Raw genomic sequence first — 12,846 nt, forward strand, 5'->3', positions numbered from 1 at the left:
AAATGGATAAGGAGCGTAACTAATGGATATTTATTTGAAACATGCGATATTACACATTATTGACCGTCAAACTGGTGATCCGGTTTTTTCTCAAGTTGAACTCGATTTGACCACGGAATACATCCGCGATTATTTGACGAAAAAAATACAGAAACTTGCAACACCGCAAACCAAAACAGGGCGTTTACTCGAAACATCAATGATCGCTCAACTGGTCAAACAAGCACCCGAAGACTTTGTCGCAGCCAGTGAAGCGATCGTCCAACGGTGGTATGAAGCGTACAAGGAAAGTGAAGATGCACCAAGTGCGGATGCCTTTGTGGTCTTGTATGAATTTGATACAAGAATGCAGTTGGCGTTTTTGAAGGTCAACTATCAAGACGGCTATACGCACTTTATTGATAATGGGGAAGCTGGGATCGAAAACAATCTGATTTTGCATCGTGCCTTACTAGCAGGTAAAACTCAAAAGGCCGATGAAGGGATCACAATTGATGTGGAGAGCTTAGACTTTGAACTGATTGAAAAGAAATATAGCTTTTCAGGTGAAAAATATGCCTACTTTTCAACGAAAGTCATTGATGCCGAACCGATTCCCTCGTTAGAAGAAAACGTCAAAGTCATCAAAAAAGTAGCGGAAAAAATTGGTCAGAAATTTGAAACACCTACCTATAACGTTGTTGCCGATCTAAAAGAAGCGGTTTACGACACGATCGAAGAGTCAGGACACATTGATGTCAGTGAAGTGGCGCAAAAAGTCTTTAAAGACAATATTACCGCTCAGCTTTCTTTTCAAGAAGAAGTGGCTGAAAAAGGATTTGTCAATCAGGCACCAATGATGCGGGATGTCCGTGAGATCTCAGAGAAAAAATTCGGGAAACAAAAACTAAAATTATCTAACGGGATCGAATTGATCGTTCCTTTGGATGTTTACCGAGATCCAAATTTGATCGAATTTATCAATAATCCAGACGGAACGATTTCCGTAACGATCAAAAATGTAGAAGAAGTAATTAATCGGATGTAGGACAAAGGTCTTATGTGTGGATGATGCGGAGCTAACAACATAGAACGAGCACAAAAAAGCAGAGATTCCTCTTTAAGTAATGAGGAGTCTCTGCTTTTTTTCTGGATATCTTTGATCAATATCAGCAATTATTGATCGGTCAGTTTCTCAAGGGCGGCTTTGGGAATGTCTTCTTCAGAAACTTCTTCCCAGCTCAGAACACCTTTATTAGGATTGACCAATAATTTCAAATAGGCACCTTCTCTTAAAGGCGCGGAACGGTGCTCATTCATTTTGACCGTTTTGACTTCTCCAGAGGAACTGTAAGCGTCTTGTGTGTAACGGTAGACATCTTCGGCAACTCCGTTATCACTAATTTCCGTGTCGTGCTCGCCGGCATCCCTGATGACTGTATAGTAGTCACTTCCACCATAGTAATAATGATAAGTAGCAAAACAGCCACCAAGGAAAATTGCTGCAAAAACCAGCGTTGCAATGATTTTTTTCACATTTCTCACCTCATCTTCTATTATTCATAAAAATTGTCCTACGTCCAATAGATCGAAAAAAGCAAAGAAATTCTTAGGGATTAGCAGACGAGACATCTCACTTGACTTTGACTAATTTTGACCTATAATAAGAGTAGATTTAAACTTACAAAAAATAAGTTGATACTTATGAATTTGGAAGCGTAAATCGCAAAATATGATTCGAGTCAAAGAACGACTCAACTTTCTCTAGGAGGGAAACAATATGGCAAAACAACATTATGATCGTAGCAAACCCCATGTTAATATCGGAACGATAGGACACGTCGACCATGGGAAAACAACCTTGACTGCTGCTATTACCACAGTTCTTGGGAAAAAAGGACTTGCCAATCCGCAAGATTACGCAAGTATCGACGCGGCTCCTGAGGAACGCGAACGTGGTATCACCATCAATACTGCCCATGTAGAATACGAAACAGAAAAACGGCACTATGCCCATATCGATGCACCAGGACACGCGGATTACGTGAAAAATATGATTACAGGGGCTGCCCAAATGGACGGCGCAATCTTGGTCGTATCAGCGACAGATGGCCCAATGCCGCAAACCCGTGAACATATTTTGCTTTCTCGTCAAGTGGGTGTGAAACATTTGATCGTCTTTTTAAATAAAACAGACCTTGTCGATGATGATGAGTTGATCGATTTAGTTGAAATGGAAGTCAGAGAATTGCTGACTGAATATGATTTTCCAGGTGATGACATTCCTGTGATCAAAGGCTCTGCCTTAAAAGCCTTGGAAGGTGACCCAGAGGCTGAAGCAGCGATCTTAACGCTGATGGATACGGTAGATGAATATATCCCAACACCTGAACGAGACACTGATAAACCATTATTATTGCCGATCGAAGATGTCTTTTCAATTACTGGACGGGGAACCGTTGCTTCCGGTCGGATCGATCGCGGAACAGTAAAAGTCGGTGATGAAGTAGAAATCGTCGGAATCAAACCTGAAACACAAAAAGCAGTCGTGACAGGAGTAGAAATGTTCCGTAAGACGATGGACTTTGGGGAAGCTGGTGATAACGTAGGGGTATTATTACGGGGAATCACCCGGGATGAAATTGAACGGGGCCAAGTGTTAGCAAAACCAGGTTCCATCACACCACATACGAAATTCCAAGCAGAAGTCTATGTGTTGACAAAGGAAGAAGGCGGTCGCCATACCCCATTCTTTAATAACTATCGCCCACAATTTTACTTCCGTACAACGGACGTAACTGGGAATATCGTTTTACCAGAAGGAACGGAAATGGTTATGCCTGGTGACAACGTAACGATCGATGTGGAATTGATCCATCCAATCGCTGTGGAAAATGGAACGACCTTCTCCATTCGTGAAGGTGGACGAACAGTTGGTTCTGGTATCGTGACCACGATCGAAAAATAAAAAACAGTGAAACAGTGCTTCCATTATCTGAAGGAGCACTGTTTCCTTTTTCATGTCAAACCAGCAACAATTCCTTCATCAGCTTAGGATTGCTTGTTTTTTTCTAAATAATCTTGTGATTTTATTAAGGATTTTTTAGGAGAGAAAAAATTCTAGTCAGCCTGTTCATTTCATAGTACGATAGATTCTGACTTAGAAAAGATGGGATGTATTTGATGAGAAAAATTCGACGTTTCCTAGGATTTGTACTGAAGCTTGCACTCTTGGTGCTGCTGATTGGAGCAGGGGTTTGGGGCTATCGAAACTACACGGCATTGAAAGCTGTCTATGCGTATGAAGCGGAAATCGCACAGCAGACACAAGCCCACGACATCTCTGAATATCAGTCTTTAGCAATGAGTATCATGCTGACGGAGTCAAAAGGACAAGGCAATGATCCGATGCAAAGTTCTGAAAGTGTATATGGAAAACAAAACCAATTTGATACGCCAGAACAAAGCATCGAACAAGGGGTTTCTTATTTAGCCGAGTTGATCGAAAAATCAGAGCAAATGAACTGTGATCTTTGGACCGCAGTCCAGGCTTATAATTTTGGTACAGATTATATTGATTATGTCGCTGAACGGGGTGGCGTGAACACCTTAGAATTAGCAGAAACATATTCCAGAGAGGTTTTATCCCCGTTATTAGGCAATGATACAGAACAAACCTATCGTTATTGGGGCATCCAATCGGTCTTTTATAATGGCGGTCATTTGTATCACAATGGCGGCAACATGTTCTATGCGGATCTAATAAAATTGAACCGATGGAAAATCGATGTTACGGCAGGGTTCTTTTCCTGAGCGTCACAAAATAACTGAAGTAAAAAAGCTTGAAATACAAATAGAATATGGTAAAATCATTATGAGTGATTCCGTCTAATTATTCTTCGCACTGATACCTATTAGTGCGTTTTTTTACCTAGTAAACGATGAATACTTACCAAATGGAGGTGAGTGGATGGCACGAATTCCTCAAACGATCATTGACGACATTCGCGAACGTAGCAATATTGTTGATATCGTGGGACAGTATGTCCAGTTAAAGAAATCTGGAAAGAATTATTTTGGTTTGTGTCCCTTCCATAATGAGAAATCACCTTCTTTTTCCGTTGCAGAAGACAAACAAATTTTTCATTGTTTTGGTTGCGGTCGTGGGGGCAATGTTTACGGTTTTTTGCAAGAGCTTGAAGGCATCAGTTTTCCTGAAGCAGTCGTCAAAGTAGCAGAAATGAACGATATTCCTCTTGATCCGCAATACCAGCAATCAGAAGGCATCAATGAAGCGACCTCACAAACGAGTCAATTGATTGCGCTGCATGAAAAAGCCGCCGAGGTCTATCATCACATGTTGGTGAATACGGCTGCTGGCCAAGAAGCGCTTGATTATTTATTGGATCGCGGATTGACGATGGCATTGATCGAAGAATTCAATATTGGTTTTGCGCCGAATGAACGCTCGTTTTTGGAGAAAGTCTTTTTGAATGAACAAGCCAAAGCTGAATTTTTTCCTGATACAGGGCTCTTTGTTCAACGAAACGATGGCTCATTGGCAGACCGCTTTTACCAACGAATCATGTTTCCGATCCGTAATCCTCAAGGAAAAACAATTGGTTTTTCTGGTCGTTGGCTAGCAAGCGAAAAAGTTGGTGATCAAGACCAGCCGAAATATTTAAATAGTCCAGAAACGATCCTTTTCAACAAGCGCGAGGTTCTGTTCAACTTTGACAAAGCACGCCGTGCGATGCGCAAAGATGGCCAAGTGTATTTATTTGAAGGATTTATGGACGTGATCGCCGCTTGGCAGGCAGGAATCGAAAATGGGATCGCCTCAATGGGGACCAGCTTGACCAATCAGCAGATCGCCCATATCGAGCGAGTGGCACAAGAAGTGATTCTTTGTTACGATGGAGATAGTGCAGGGGTTGAAGCGACAAACCGCGGGATCGAGCTTCTGCAAAACAATAGTCGTTTGAAATTATCTGTGGTGCGAGTGCCGGAACGGATGGACCCAGATGAGTATTTGCGCAAATATGGGACAGAAGCTTTTTATAAACTAGCTGTCCACGGCAAAGAAACCGTTTTTGCCTTCAAGATGGATTATCATCGGATGAATCGCAATTTAGCCAATGAGAAGGAGCAACTGGACTATGTCCAAGTTGTTTTAAATGAATTGCAGCGTGTGGATTCTTTGTTGGAGCAAGACCGCTATTTGACTCAGTTGTCTACAGAGTTCAATTTGAGTCGTGAGACCTTGCAGCAGCAGCTCAAGCAAAACCGGCAAGAGCAACGGACGATGCAAGATGTAGCGCCACCGCCGCCAACAGACACCCCTGTGGTCTTTACGCCGCCTACACGGCAGCAGCCCAAAACACAGGTGGAAAAAGCGCAAGAATTATTATTGTACCGTTTGTTTCATGACAGTACGTTAAACCATCGCTTTCGAGCGAGTGGTATATCCTTTATTCATGATCGTTATCAACAACTGTATCTGCTGTTTGATGCGTATATGGAAACAGAAGAACACTTTGTTTTAGCAAAGTTCTTAGATTTTTTAAAAGAAGATTCAATGAAAAAAATGGTGATCGATATTGCAGATCTTAAAGCTTCTGAGGAAGGGACTGAACAAGAATTTCAGGACATTCTGCAGGTCTTTCAAAAGTCGGGCATTGCTGAAGAAATCAATCAAAAACGAATCCAGCAGCAAGAAGCAAGACAAATAGGAAACCAGCAATTAGAACTTGAACTTGCAATCGAAATCATTGATTTGACCAAACGGTTGAAACAAGCTAAATAGCGAACTGAAAGGGGCTTTCTTTCATGGCAGAAGAAACAAAAAAAACGTATGACAAAGCAGTTGCCGAATACATCCGAGAAAACAAAACAAAGGGGCAAGTTGTTTACGATGACATTACCAATCGTTTAGCAACGCCTTATACTTTGGATGCTGATGCAATGGACAAACTAATTCAAAAACTGGAGGATTCCGGCATCAGTGTCGTGGATGAAAATGGAGAGCCTTCAGTCCATAGTTTAAAGAGTAATGAAAAACGACAAGAAACCCAACCTCAAGAAGATTTGTCTGCACCGACTGGTGTGAAAATCAATGACCCTGTGCGGATGTACTTGAAAGAGATCGGTCGGGTACCGCTTTTGACCGCAGAAGAAGAAGTGGCTCTCGCTCTGAAAATCGAAGAAGGCGACCAAGAAGCGAAACAGCGTTTGGCAGAAGCCAACTTACGTTTGGTAGTCAGCATCGCCAAACGTTATGTGGGTCGGGGAATGCAATTTCTTGATTTGATCCAAGAAGGAAACATGGGCTTGATGAAAGCCGTTGAGAAATTTGATTATCGCAAAGGGTTTAAATTCTCGACCTATGCGACCTGGTGGATCCGTCAAGCGATCACTCGTGCCATCGCTGACCAAGCTCGAACCATTCGGATCCCAGTGCATATGGTGGAAACCATCAACAAATTGATTCGTATCCAACGGCAATTATTGCAAGACTTAGGACGCGAACCGACACCAGAAGAAATCGGCGCAGAAATGGATTTGCCAACGGAAAAAGTTCGTGAAATCTTGAAGATCGCTCAAGAGCCCGTTTCATTAGAAACACCAATCGGTGAAGAAGATGATTCTCATCTAGGTGATTTTATTGAGGACCAAGATGCTACAAGTCCGGCAGAGCATGCGGCTTATGAGCTTTTGAAAGAGCAATTAGAAGATGTATTGGATACGTTAACTGACCGTGAAGAAAATGTGCTACGCTTGCGTTTCGGAATCGATGATGGCCGTACTCGGACCTTAGAAGAAGTCGGCAAAGTCTTTGGGGTAACCAGAGAACGGATTCGTCAGATTGAAGCAAAAGCGTTACGGAAACTACGCCACCCATCTCGTTCAAAACAATTGAAAGATTTCTTAGAATAATTAAGGTTTATTGACTTTCCAAAGACCCCCTTTGGAAAGTCTTTTTTGTTCAGGTTTTGTCATCTCTCCATAGGATAAGTAAAGAACTTAATAAAAACGTAACCAAGCAAGTGTTGGCTAATTGCCTAGAATGTGATAAATTTAATTTTGTGCATCTGCACAATTGAGTAATAAAAAAGAAATGCGAAAAAAGATCCATTATTTGTCGGTCTTTGAAATAGGAAGCAGTGGGCGCATCAAGCGTTTGATCTGGTAGGGTACTGCTTCATAGAAGGAAATGCAAAAAACAAAAGGAGTCAGTTTGAATCAATGAAGAAGACATGTCCTGAATGTGGATTTCAAGCAATAGAAGAAACACCCGTTTGTCCCAATTGCGGGTTTCAATGGAACCAAGCAAAGGAGAATGAACAGGAACCATCATCTGACTCTTCCGTTACGCCAGAAGAGCTACAAAACAAAAACGATGATATTCGCTGGTCTGACTTTAAAAATGTTCCGATTGGAAAAATGGAGGAGCACTTAGGCGATCGGCCATCCTCGAATGAAGAAACGATCGACCTTGCACAGCAAGAGGCTTTTTCTGATGAGCAAAAAACAACACTTGAATCAGAGTCTAAACAAGAACCAAAAACAGTGGAAAACTCTGAGTCTACAGAAGAACACACAATTTCAGCCAGTGAAGAAGTTAATGAGACCGATGCACTGAGTACGGATGAACAGCATGACTCTGAGATTTTGGCCGCTTATATCCGACAGCACAAACTTGATGAAGAAGCAAAGGCAGCAGCTGCTCTAGAAGCAGAAGAAACCGCCATTGATCTTTCCTCTGCTGAAGAGGAAAGTCAGATGCAAGCCAGCGAGGAACCTCTGCCGTCAAGCGAGGAGGAAGTGGTGACGGAGCCAGTTATTGAAGAAGCTGAGAAGCAGCCAGAACCAGTCATCGATCCAATTCCTGAACCAATCACCGCAGCGGATGAAACGCCACAAAAGGCGACTGCTGAAGAAGAAACATCTTCTTCCAGTGAAAGCAAGAAGAGCCCTCGCAAAGCACTCTATATTACAGCGGCTTGTTTGTTAGTGGCAGCGGGTGGTGGTTGGGCTTATTACTATCAACAGCAGCAACAAGAAACTGCCCGACAAACGCAACAGGCGCAAGAGAACCGTACGTTAGATCAGATCGAAAATGAGTTGAATGATTTTTATACAAATGATGAGCGAGTGTTCATTAAAAGCGACAAAACAGCAGAACAGCTGACGGCTGTGACGAATCAGTTGGCAGATTTTCAAGACCACGAACGATACGATATCTTGTCACAAGAAGCAGAGACAATTGCTGACAAATTAGCAGCTTTGACAGAGATCAATAGCTATTTCAGCAGTCCTGCAGTTGTGGAGGATCAGTTGGAAGAAGTCTCGTTGAAAGAAGCGACTGCTGTCACAATGGCGAAGCGTGAGAATGGGGATGCCTTTGATGAGTTGATCAATCAAGCCATCGACATGGGACAAAAAGAGTTCAGCGCGATCGAGGAAGTTCAAAATGCAGTGAAGAGCATGGTGGCTTTAAGTGGTGACGGTGAAGCACCGGCGAGTGTCACTCGTGAGAACTACAATGCCTTGATGAAAAAAATCCAAGCTTTGCCAATCGATTCACTGGTTGAAAGTCTTACGACGGAACTACGTAAAGTCGATACTGCCTTGACGAAGCGTGAAACAGCTACCCAACAAGCAGCGGCGCAACAACAAGCTGCCCAAGAAGCAGCACAAGCGGCGGCTTCCGAGAACAACGCTTCCGCTTCGAGCAGCGGATCTACAAGCGCTGCGACGCCCGCGCAAAGTACTTCTGAAGAAGAGTATGTGCTTTCGCCGGATACACCAACAAATACCAACAATCAGCCAATTATTCCAGCCCGCCAAAGTGATTTGAATGATGTAAACAATAGCGCCTGGGTGTGGGCAGATGGTGTCCAAGAAAAAATCATCGCCACAGCGATTGCTCGCGGTTATGTGGTAGAAGGCGGCTATACTTTTGAACGTGTACGAATCGTCAATGGTGAAGGCTATTACAATTTTTATGCGACAAATGCCCAAGGCAGCTTGCTTAAAGGAACGGATGATTCAGCGTTCCCGCTATACTTATTTACGGTAAACGCCAAAACTGGCTATTTCAGAGGCAATGGGAACGATCACACCGTTCGCTAAGTCTCCTGAGACACTAGAAAATTTTCAGAGTTATTACATGCACATGTGAAAAATACTTGTTTCCCCTCCTTGTTTTCGATATGATGAGAGATAATCGTTCAAACAAGGAGGGGTTTTTGTGCAGAAAATTGAGAGATATGATCGGTTTGAAGACGGGGTCATTGCTTGTGTACCAACGATTCTTGGGTACCTGGGCATTGGTTTTGCAATGGGGGTTGTGGGAAAAGGCGTTGGGTTGTCTATTCTAGAAATTATTTTAATGTCTATTATTGTTTATGCTGGCAGTGCTCAATTTATCATTTGCGCCTTACTAGCGATTCAAGCACCTTTCATGACAATCGTCGCAACAGTTTTTTTAGTGAATTTACGACACTTTTTAATGAGTTTGTCAGTAGCTTCCTATTTTAAAAAGACACCGTTGCTTTCTGCCATTGGTATCGGGACACTTTTGACTGATGAGTCCTATGGCGTTTTGACGACGGCATTGCAACAAGACAAACCAGTCACAGCAAAATGGACCCACGGGTTGAACGTAATGGCTTATTTGAGTTGGATTTTTGCGACGTTTTTGGGTGGTTTATTGGGTTCCTTTATTCCAGATCCAGAAGCGTTAGGCTTAGATTTTGCCTTAGTAGCTATGTTTGTTGGTCTTTTTTTATTTCAAGTAGAGCGACCGCTTAAGAAGAAAACCCAGCAAACGCTCTTGATACTAGGGACAGTTGTGGGGACCTTGATTTTATTTATGCGTTTTTCGACCGCAGAGATTGCGGTAATTGCGGCGACACTGGCAGGATGTTTGGTTGGGACGGTGACACACCATGACTAATTTTGTTATACTGATGCTAGTATGTGGATTGGTTACTTGGCTTCCGCGGATCGTTCCTTTTTTATTTTCTAAGAAGCTCGTCTTCCCGGAAACTTTCACCGTTTTTTTGAGTTATTTACCGTTGTGTATTTTGGCGGCATTGTTGGTGCAAAATTTACTGACCTTTCGTGAAGGCCAATTCCCCATTTTGAAAGTTAAAGAAACCATTGCCTGTATCCCGGCATTATTGGTGGGGTATTATACCAAAGATTTGATGAAAATCGTTATCACAGGCGTTATTGCTATGGCGCTGTTGCGTTTCTTTTTATAGGAACGAGCAGTTTTAAAGAAAAAGGAGAGAATAGATGAAAGACTTATTAGCATCCGTATTCAGCGGATTGATCATTGATGAAAACGAACAGAATTATTTTGTTCAAAAAGGCGGGGTTACCTTCCGACTAGCCAAGGAAGAAGGCGAACATCATTTAGGTGAAGCCGTCGAAGGGTTTGGCTATCAAAATCAAAAGCAAGAAAATGTGCTCACTACGAATATTCCGAAAAGCCGCAAAGGGCATTATGCCTTTGGTACAGTCACAGGAAGCCGTCGCGACTTAGGCGTTTTCGTCGATATCGGTTTGAAAGACAAAGATATGGTGGTTTCATTAGATGAATTGCCAACAATGCGGGAACTTTGGCCCAAAAAAGGCGACCGTTTGATGGTCAGCTTGCGGGTCGATGACAAAGAGCGTATTTGGGCTTCATTAGCAGATGAGAAAATTTTTAAGGCATTGAGCAAAAATGGTACGGAGCAAATGAAGAATCAAGATGTTACAGGTAGCGTGTACCGTTTGAAGTTAGCGGGTACTTACTTGCTGACGGATGATTTTTATATTGGCTTCGTCCATCCATCAGAACGGTATCAAGAGCCGCGCCTTGGGGAAGTGGTCAAAGGGCGAGTGATTGGGATTCGTCCAGATGGTGTCTTGAACCTTTCATTGAAACCAAGAGCCCACGAGGCGATCTCAAATGATGCCGCCATGGTTCTAACCTTTTTAGAACGAGCACCTGAGAACAAAATTCCTTTCACCGACAAATCAGCCCCAGAAGAGATTTTGCAAACATTTGGTATTAGTAAAGGCCAATTTAAACGGGCATTAGGAACCTTGATGAAACAGCGTTTGATTGAGCAAAAAGACGGCTTTACGATTCTTATCAAAAAACCTAATTGAGAATACTTGTTTCTTTTATCGTTCTAATTTATAATGATTACAATGTTTGTCTTGAGTGATTTTCACTCAGATTAGAATCGTTATAAATTAACGGCATACGGAGGCAACTATGAACACAACAGCAGCGTTAAAAAAGACCAAGAAACAATTGCACGAGTCGGGGTTTAAATTAACTCCTCAGCGAGAAGCGACGTTGTTGGTCTTATTAGAAAATGAGAAAGACCATTTATCCGCAGAAGAGATTTTCTTTTTTGTGCGAAAAAAAAATTCTGAGATTGGCTTGGCAACCGTCTATCGAACATTGGAGATCTTAACGGATCTGAAAATTGTCGATAAAGTCAGCTTTAATGACGGTGTCGCTCGCTATGATCTACGTAAAGAAGGTGCCAAACACTTTCATCATCACTTGTTGTGTTTGGAATGCGGCAATATTGAAGAAGTCGAAGAGGATCTGCTGGGCAGTGTCGAAGAGATCGTTGAACAAAAGTACCATTTTTTAGTAAAGGATCATCGGTTGACCTTTCATGGTGTCTGTCAAAAGTGCCAAAGCAAAGCCGAGTGATTGTACTTTGGCGATCTTAAATAAACGTTTGTTATCACCCGAATGATAGTCAGATGGTTTCCAATAGGAAGAGTGCTCTTTTTTCCGATTTGAAAGAAACCGAAAAATCTGCTATGATTCGGGTGTTTCCTTGGGCAAAAGATACGGGTAGATGCCTCTTTTTTATTGGCAAGCTACTATCTTAACGAGCCAGAATTTGATATGATAAAAAAGCTGAAAGTAGAGGAAGCCCATGAACGAACAAATCATTGATTATCTTCATTATTTGACCATTGAGCGCGGGCTATCCCAAAATACCCGTGCCAGCTACCAGCGAGATCTGCAACAGTATCTTGCGTTTTTACAAAAAAAACAAGTCACTCAGTGGCAGCAGATCGACCGAGTGATCGTTTTGTCTTTTTTGCAAAGTCTGCAAGAAGCGGGAAAATCCTCGGCAACCGTGATTCGGATGGTTTCCAGTTTGCGAAGGTTCCATCAATTTTTGCGTCAAGAACGGTTTACCGATCATGATCCAATGCAGCATATTGATTCACCAAAAAAACAGCAGAAGCTGCCTGATACCTTGAGTTTACAAGAAGTGGAGCGGTTGATCGAAACACCGGATACGCGAGCAGTTTTGGGCATCCGTGACCGAGCGATTTTGGAAGTGATGTATGCGACGGGCTTGCGCGTCAGTGAGTTGATCGGGTTAAAATTAAACGATCTGCATTTAAGTATGGGATTGTTGCAAACAACCGGAAAAGGCGACAAAGAACGGATCGTTCCATTAGGGGACTTAGCGATTCAATGGATCGAAACCTATCTCAGCGATGCGCGTCCGTATTTGACGAGAAAAACGCCGGATGAAAGCCATCTGTTTGTAAACAACCATGGTACGCAACTGTCTCGTCAAGGGATCTGGAAAAATTTAAAAGCCTTGGTTCGACAAGCTGGGATCACCAAGAATGTGACTCCCCATACGCTGCGCCATAGTTTTGCGACCCATCTATTAGAAAACGGGGCAGATCTACGAACGGTTCAAGAGTTGCTAGGGCACGCAGATATCTCGACCACTCAGATTTACACGCATATAACGAAGAAACGGATGACGGAAGTGTACAAGCAGCACTTTCCGCGCGCCTAGAAATCGAGGATGG

12 protein-coding genes are annotated in these 12,846 nt (G+C 42.7%); 11 read left to right on the forward strand and 1 reads right to left on the reverse strand.

Going from position 1 to position 12,846, the window contains the following annotated elements; all coding sequences use genetic code 11:
• Nucleotides 1-22: 22 nt before the first annotated feature.
• Complete coding sequence (locus IGJ17_RS05455) at nucleotides 23-1,027, forward strand: nucleoid-associated protein (protein WP_005237126.1); 1,005 nt, start codon at nucleotides 23-25, stop codon at nucleotides 1,025-1,027.
• 128 nt (nucleotides 1,028-1,155) lie between these two features.
• On the opposite strand, the gene IGJ17_RS05460 is transcribed toward IGJ17_RS05455, so the two are convergent.
• Nucleotides 1,156-1,515, reverse strand: coding sequence for a YxeA family protein (locus IGJ17_RS05460; protein ID WP_086332196.1), 360 nt, complete (start codon nucleotides 1,513-1,515; stop codon nucleotides 1,156-1,158).
• 244 nt (nucleotides 1,516-1,759) lie between these two features.
• On the opposite strand from IGJ17_RS05460, the gene tuf reads away from it, so the two are divergent.
• From tuf to xerD, 10 genes are all read left to right on the forward strand, one after another.
• Entirely contained in the window at nucleotides 1,760-2,947 is a 1,188-nt protein-coding gene (gene tuf, locus IGJ17_RS05465) for an elongation factor Tu (RefSeq protein ID WP_005237121.1), read from the forward strand.
• Between the two features lie 215 nt (nucleotides 2,948-3,162).
• Nucleotides 3,163-3,792, forward strand: a complete 630-nt coding sequence (locus tag IGJ17_RS05470; RefSeq protein ID WP_086333083.1) for a lysozyme family protein — start codon at nucleotides 3,163-3,165, stop codon at nucleotides 3,790-3,792.
• A 157-nt stretch (nucleotides 3,793-3,949) separates the two neighbouring features.
• Complete coding sequence (dnaG, locus tag IGJ17_RS05475) at nucleotides 3,950-5,785, forward strand: DNA primase (RefSeq protein WP_008381016.1); 1,836 nt, start codon at nucleotides 3,950-3,952, stop codon at nucleotides 5,783-5,785.
• 23 nt (nucleotides 5,786-5,808) lie between these two features.
• The gene (gene rpoD / locus IGJ17_RS05480; protein ID WP_005229298.1) at nucleotides 5,809-6,915 is read left to right on the forward strand and encodes an RNA polymerase sigma factor RpoD; all 1,107 of its coding nucleotides are present in this window, start codon (nucleotides 5,809-5,811) and stop codon (nucleotides 6,913-6,915) included.
• 309 nt (nucleotides 6,916-7,224) lie between these two features.
• The gene (locus tag IGJ17_RS05485; RefSeq protein ID WP_086332197.1) at nucleotides 7,225-9,114 is read left to right on the forward strand and encodes a cell division site-positioning protein MapZ family protein; all 1,890 of its coding nucleotides are present in this window, start codon (nucleotides 7,225-7,227) and stop codon (nucleotides 9,112-9,114) included.
• A gap of 118 nt (nucleotides 9,115-9,232) precedes the next feature.
• Nucleotides 9,233-9,940: an AzlC family ABC transporter permease gene (locus tag IGJ17_RS05490; protein ID WP_008381022.1), complete on the forward strand. Its 708-nt coding sequence runs from the start codon at nucleotides 9,233-9,235 to the stop codon at nucleotides 9,938-9,940.
• Nucleotides 9,933-10,250: an AzlD domain-containing protein gene (locus IGJ17_RS05495; RefSeq protein WP_061053905.1), complete on the forward strand. Its 318-nt coding sequence runs from the start codon at nucleotides 9,933-9,935 to the stop codon at nucleotides 10,248-10,250. Before IGJ17_RS05490 ends, IGJ17_RS05495 begins: the two co-directional genes overlap by 8 nt.
• Before the next feature lie 34 nt (nucleotides 10,251-10,284).
• On the forward strand, nucleotides 10,285-11,148 hold the full coding sequence (locus tag IGJ17_RS05500) for a CvfB family protein (RefSeq protein WP_008381026.1): 864 nt from the start codon (nucleotides 10,285-10,287) through the stop codon (nucleotides 11,146-11,148).
• Nucleotides 11,149-11,257: 109 nt separating this feature from the next.
• Nucleotides 11,258-11,710 carry a Fur family transcriptional regulator gene (locus tag IGJ17_RS05505; RefSeq protein WP_005237105.1) on the forward strand — a complete coding sequence of 151 codons (453 nt, stop codon included), beginning with the start codon at nucleotides 11,258-11,260 and terminating at the stop codon, nucleotides 11,708-11,710.
• Between the two features lie 232 nt (nucleotides 11,711-11,942).
• Complete coding sequence (xerD, locus tag IGJ17_RS05510; protein ID WP_005237104.1) at nucleotides 11,943-12,833, forward strand: site-specific tyrosine recombinase XerD; 891 nt, start codon at nucleotides 11,943-11,945, stop codon at nucleotides 12,831-12,833.
• Nucleotides 12,834-12,846: the final 13 nt, after the last annotated feature.

It is taken from the genome of Enterococcus sp. DIV1096b (assembly GCF_050498765.1).
Lineage (GTDB): Bacteria > Bacillota > Bacilli > Lactobacillales > Enterococcaceae > Enterococcus_D > Enterococcus_D entomosocium.

Coding starts and splice junctions, on each gene's coding strand:
- IGJ17_RS05505 (WP_005237105.1), top strand. CDS start 11,258: ATGAACACAACAGCAGCGTTAAAAAAGACCAAGAAACAATTGCACGAG.
- IGJ17_RS05455 (WP_005237126.1), top strand. CDS start 23: ATGGATATTTATTTGAAACATGCGATATTACACATTATTGACCGTCAA.
- xerD (WP_005237104.1), top strand. CDS start 11,943: ATGAACGAACAAATCATTGATTATCTTCATTATTTGACCATTGAGCGC.
- IGJ17_RS05470 (WP_086333083.1), top strand. CDS start 3,163: ATGAGAAAAATTCGACGTTTCCTAGGATTTGTACTGAAGCTTGCACTC.
- tuf (WP_005237121.1), top strand. CDS start 1,760: ATGGCAAAACAACATTATGATCGTAGCAAACCCCATGTTAATATCGGA.
- rpoD (WP_005229298.1), top strand. CDS start 5,809: ATGGCAGAAGAAACAAAAAAAACGTATGACAAAGCAGTTGCCGAATAC.
- dnaG (WP_008381016.1), top strand. CDS start 3,950: ATGGCACGAATTCCTCAAACGATCATTGACGACATTCGCGAACGTAGC.
- IGJ17_RS05485 (WP_086332197.1), top strand. CDS start 7,225: ATGAAGAAGACATGTCCTGAATGTGGATTTCAAGCAATAGAAGAAACA.
- IGJ17_RS05495 (WP_061053905.1), top strand. CDS start 9,933: ATGACTAATTTTGTTATACTGATGCTAGTATGTGGATTGGTTACTTGG.
- IGJ17_RS05500 (WP_008381026.1), top strand. CDS start 10,285: ATGAAAGACTTATTAGCATCCGTATTCAGCGGATTGATCATTGATGAA.